Origin of the sequence: Stenotrophomonas pictorum JCM 9942 (assembly GCF_001310775.1) — a bacterium.
In the GTDB taxonomy this organism is placed as follows: domain Bacteria; phylum Pseudomonadota; class Gammaproteobacteria; order Xanthomonadales; family Xanthomonadaceae; genus Stenotrophomonas; species Stenotrophomonas pictorum.
Genome location: NZ_BAZI01000328.1, coordinates 1 through 2,952 on the forward strand (window position 1 = coordinate 1; position 2,952 = coordinate 2,952).

Here is a 2,952-nt window from a genome sequence, read left to right on the forward strand (position 1 = left end):
CGGCGGTGGTGGGCGGGTCGGCGCTGGCTGCGTGGGTGGGGCTCGGTGGCGGCGTTCAGGCCGCCGGTTCAGCAATGGTCCGCCTGTTCGTGGGGTTCGTGCTGAAGCTTGTGCTGATTGTTGCGGTGCTGGGAATGGCTTTTTTCTGGTGGCAACTTCCTCCTTTGGCACTGCTGGCGGCAATTCCAGTGGCGCTGATGTTCCAGGTTCTGGCTCTGGCCAGACGTTGATCGAATTCATAAAGGTTCCGGACACATGGCGGGCGAGGCTCTAACACCTACCTCCTACATCCAGCATCACCTGCAGAATCTGACCGCTCCGGTCGGTGAAGGCGGTGGTTTCTGGACGATCCACGTCGATACCATCGTCACCGCGGTCCTGATGGGCCTGGTGATGGTGTTCGCGTTCTGGATGGCGACCCGCAAGGCCACGGCCGGTGTGCCGGGCAAGTGGCAGGCCTTCGTGGAAATCTGCCTGGAGTTCGTTGACCGCCAGGCCAAGGACACCTACCACGGCAAGAGCAAGCTGGTGACGCCGATCGCGATCACCATCTTCTTCTGGATCCTGTTGATGAACCTCATCAAGATGATCCCGGCCGATTTCATCGCCATCCCGCTGTCGTGGGCTGGCGTGCACTACTGGAAGCCGGTGCCGACCGCCGACGTCAATGCCACCCTGGGCATGTCGATCAGCGTGTTCTTCCTGATGATCTTCTTCTCGCTCAAGTCCAAGGGGCTGCTCGGGTTCATCAAGGAATTCCTGACCGCGCCGTTCGGCAAGTGGATGATGCCGTTCAACCTGATCCTCAACATCGTCGAGTGGCTGAGCAAGCCGATTTCTCTGGCGATGCGACTGTTCGGCAACATGTTCGGCGGGGAAATCGTATTCCTGCTGATCTGGGTGCTGGGTGGTGCCGGTGTGTTCGGTGCCATTGCTGGCGGCACGTTCGGCCTCGGCTGGATGCTGTTCCACCTGCTGGTGATTCCGCTGCAGGCTTTCATCTTCATGATGTTGTCCATCGTGTACCTGAGCCTGTCGGAAGACAGTCACTGAGTTACAAGCTTCAACCAGTTCCAACCTTCATCCGCTTCACTACCCTTAGCTACTTAAGTTCCCGGAGAAAACCATGTACTTCGCCGTCCTGACCAATCTCGCCCAAGTTCAGAGCTCCACCGCCCTTGCCGTCGGCATCATGATCGGCCTCGCCGCGCTGGGCGCCGGTCTGGGTCTGGCCATCATGGCCGGTAAGTTCCTGGAATCGGCCGCCCGTCAGCCGGAACTGATCCCGGTCCTGCAGGTCCGCATGTTCATCACCGCCGGCCTGATCGACGCCGCGTTCATCATCTCGGTCGCCGTCGGCCTGCTGCTGGCCTTCGCCAACCCGCTGGCCGCGACGCTGCTGGCCGAAGCCGCCAAGCTGGCGGGCTGATCCAGCTGCAGTGAGATGGCCGGTTGCCTTTGGGCAACCGGCTTCGGATGAAGGTTCGGTTGCGTCGCCGTGGCGGCGCAACCACCCCCGACACCAGCGACTGAGCGAACCCATGAATATCAATTTCACCCTCATTGCACAGGCCCTGGCCTTTGCCGCGCTGATCTGGATCATCGCGACCAAGATCTGGCCGCCGTTGATGAAGGCTATCGAGGAGCGTCAGCAGAAGATCGCTGAAGGTCTCGCCGCTGCCGACCGCAGCCAGAAAGATCTGGCCCAGGCGCAGGAAAAGGTCAACGAGGCGTTGAAGGACGCACGTGGCAAGGCCAACGAGATCATCGATCAGGCCCATCTGCGCGCCAATCAGATCGTTGAAGCCGCCAAGAACGAAGCCGTCGCTGAAGCCAACCGCCAGAAAGAACTGGCCCAGGCTGAAATCGATGCGGCCGCTAACCGTGCCCGCGAAGATCTGCGCAAGCAGGTGTCCGCGCTGGCCGTGACCGGCGCCGAAAAGCTGCTCAAGCGCGAAATCGATGCCAACGCCCACAAGGCGCTGCTCGACGAGCTGGCTGCGGAGATCTGAGATGAGCCAGGCCCTCACGCTTGCCCGCCCGTACGCCCGCGCCGCATTCGCGATTGCGCGTGAGGAAGGCAAGTTCGCGCCGTGGTCGGACGCGCTTGCGTTCTCCGCCCGCGTTGCCGCCGATCCGCGCGTGTCGGCCCTGCTGTCCAATCCGCAGCTGAGCCGCGGTGACGCCGTGGCGTTGCTGACTCCGGAAACGGCAGGCGAAAGCTACGGCCGCTTTCTGAACCTGCTGGCCGAATCGCGCCGTCTGCAGCAGCTGCCGGAAATCTCCGGGCTGTTCGAGCAGCTGCGCGCCGAAGCCGAGCATGTGGTCAAGGCCACGGTCACCTCGGCGGCCGAACTTGCTGATGACGAGCTGGAAAAGATCAAGGCTGCGCTGCGCAAGCGCTTCGGCCGCGAAGTCGAAGTCTCGACCGCGGTGGATGCGTCGCTGATCGGCGGCGCCGTGATCGACGCCGGTGATGTGGTGATCGATGGCTCGCTCAAGGGCAAGCTGTCGCGCCTGCAGACCGCGCTCGCACACTGAATTCAATTTAACGTCCGGCTTGATTGCCGGCACTAGGACTTGACGATGGCTACCACGCTCAACCCCTCCGAAATCAGCGAACTGATCAAGAACCGCATCGAGAAGGTCGCCCTGTCCGCGGAATCGCGCAACGAAGGCACCGTCACCTCGGTGTCCGACGGCATCGTGCGCATCTACGGTCTGGCCGACGTGATGCAGGGCGAAATGATCGAACTGCCGAACAACACCTACGCATTGGCGCTGAACCTGGAACGCGATTCGGTCGGCGCCGTGGTGCTGGGTGACTACGAGCACCTGCGCGAAGGCGATGTGGCCAAGACCACCGGCCGCATCCTGGAAGTGCCGGTCGGCCCGGAAATGCTGGGCCGCGTGGTCAACGCGCTGGGCGAGCCGATCGACGGCAAGGGCCCG

4 protein-coding genes and 2 pseudogenes are annotated in these 2,952 nt (G+C 62.4%); all 6 read left to right on the plus strand.

Going from position 1 to position 2,952, the window contains the following annotated elements; all coding sequences use genetic code 11:
* Positions 1-230, plus strand: a pseudogene (locus JCM9942_RS13155) (hypothetical protein); the annotation flags it as partial.
* Positions 231-255: 25 nt separating this feature from the next.
* Positions 256-1,053 (plus strand): F0F1 ATP synthase subunit A, encoded by a 798-nt coding sequence (gene atpB / locus JCM9942_RS13160; RefSeq protein WP_054660223.1) that lies wholly within the window; start codon positions 256-258, stop codon positions 1,051-1,053.
* Positions 1,054-1,126: 73 nt separating this feature from the next.
* On the plus strand, positions 1,127-1,429 hold the full coding sequence (gene atpE, locus JCM9942_RS13165; protein ID WP_054660225.1) for a F0F1 ATP synthase subunit C: 303 nt from the start codon (positions 1,127-1,129) through the stop codon (positions 1,427-1,429).
* 112 nt (positions 1,430-1,541) lie between these two features.
* A complete protein-coding gene (locus JCM9942_RS13170; RefSeq protein WP_054660227.1) occupies positions 1,542-2,012 on the plus strand; it encodes a F0F1 ATP synthase subunit B in 471 nt (156 codons plus the stop codon).
* Position 2,013: 1 nt separating this feature from the next.
* On the plus strand, positions 2,014-2,541 hold the full coding sequence (locus JCM9942_RS13175) for a F0F1 ATP synthase subunit delta (protein ID WP_054660229.1): 528 nt from the start codon (positions 2,014-2,016) through the stop codon (positions 2,539-2,541).
* 45 nt (positions 2,542-2,586) lie between these two features.
* Positions 2,587-2,952 (plus strand): annotated as a pseudogene (locus JCM9942_RS13180) (F0F1 ATP synthase subunit alpha); the annotation flags it as partial.

Excerpts from the sequence above, each read along its gene's own strand:
- atpB (WP_054660223.1), top strand. The coding sequence starts at position 256 with ATGGCGGGCGAGGCTCTAACACCTACCTCCTACATCCAGCATCACCTG.
- atpE (WP_054660225.1), top strand. The coding sequence starts at position 1,127 with ATGTACTTCGCCGTCCTGACCAATCTCGCCCAAGTTCAGAGCTCCACC.
- JCM9942_RS13170 (WP_054660227.1), top strand. The coding sequence starts at position 1,542 with ATGAATATCAATTTCACCCTCATTGCACAGGCCCTGGCCTTTGCCGCG.
- JCM9942_RS13175 (WP_054660229.1), top strand. The coding sequence starts at position 2,014 with ATGAGCCAGGCCCTCACGCTTGCCCGCCCGTACGCCCGCGCCGCATTC.